This is a genomic window from Pseudomonas sp. PAGU 2196 (assembly GCF_022179005.1).
Taxonomy (GTDB): domain Bacteria; phylum Pseudomonadota; class Gammaproteobacteria; order Pseudomonadales; family Pseudomonadaceae; genus Aquipseudomonas; species Aquipseudomonas kermanshahensis.
On record NZ_BNTL01000067.1, the window covers coordinates 1 to 1,246 of the forward strand.

Annotated in this window: 2 protein-coding genes; one reads left to right on the forward strand and one right to left on the reverse strand. The window is 58.7% G+C overall.

What is annotated here, in order from left to right; genetic code table 11:
* Positions 1-490: GNAT family N-acetyltransferase (locus tag MFF34_RS27930; protein ID WP_238217822.1), on the forward strand; the 490-nt coding region annotated here is incomplete at its 5' end.
* A 40-nt stretch (positions 491-530) separates the two neighbouring features.
* Here the strand turns inward: MFF34_RS27930 and MFF34_RS27935 are convergent.
* Entirely contained in the window at positions 531-1,061 is a 531-nt protein-coding gene (locus MFF34_RS27935; protein ID WP_238217824.1) for an RNA polymerase factor sigma-70, read from the reverse strand.
* Between the last annotated feature and the right edge of the window lie 185 nt (positions 1,062-1,246).

Here is a 1,246-nt window from a genome sequence, read left to right on the forward strand (position 1 = left end):
CCTGGAGCGCTTCAGCCGCTGGCAGAACAACCCCCGGGTCGACGCGTTCTGGCAGGAAAGCGGCTCTTTACAGCAGCACCGTGAATACCTGGAAAAGCTGGAAGCCGACCCGCATACCCTCACGCTCATCGGCTGCTTCGACGATGAGCCGTTCGCCTACTTCGAGGCGTACTGGGCAAAGGAAGACCGGATTGCGCCGTTCTACTCGGCCGATGATTACGACCGCGGCATTCACATGTTGGTAGGGGAGGAGGCGCACCGTGGGCCGCACAAGGTGGCCAGCTGGTTATCGGCGCTGGTGCACTACCTGTTCCTCGATGACCCGCGCACCCAACGGGTGGTGGCCGAGCCGCGGGCGGACAACGGCAAGATGATCGGCTACATGCACGATCAGTGTTTCCATTGCGACAAAGAATTCGACTTCCCGCACAAGCGCGCGGCGCTGATGATTTTGGGGCGGGAGCGGTTTTTCGATCGGTGTACGCNNTGAGATTGCTGGGGGCGAAGCGCCCCCCAGCCATTTCAGCTATTCAAACCTGACGGTTGGCCGTCTTGCGGCAATGCACCAAGGCATCGCGAATCATGAAGTTGACCAAGGTCGGCGACACGCCCAATTCCTTGGCGATGTCCTTTTGCGGCACGCCGTGCAAACGGTACATCTCGAACGCATAACGGGTGCGCTGTGGCAACTCGCTCAATGCCTGGGCGATGTCATCGAGGGCGGCGAGGTTGATGTGCGTGGCTTCGGGCGAGGCGTTCTGGATGACCACGTTCAGGCCTTCCTCTTCGCTGCCGGAGTACTTCAACTCCATCGCCTGCTTGCGGTAGTGGTCGATGGCCAGGTTGCGCACGATCTGGAACAGGTAGCTGAGCTGCGCCTTGAAGGAGGAGGTGATCTGCGGGGCGGCGCTGAGCCGGAAGAATGCATCCTGCACCACGTCTTCCGCGCGTGAGCGGCAGCCGGTGATGCGCGCAGCGATCTTGACCAGAATGCTGCGATTGTCGACGAAGGCCTGGAGTAATGGTGAATCGCACTTACTTGTGGATAGTTGTTCCGCCATGGAAATCACCTTGTCACAGAGGGGAGAGGAGGCACCCAAGGTTGGGAAGCTTCCCGAGACGTGCGACAAGCTATTCAGAATGATAATGATTGTCAAATACGAAACGTAATTAGTATCTGTACGTTTCGGTTCTAAGCAAGGATTGAGAGGTGTGGCACATTGCGGAGGTAGGAGCAGCCTTGTGC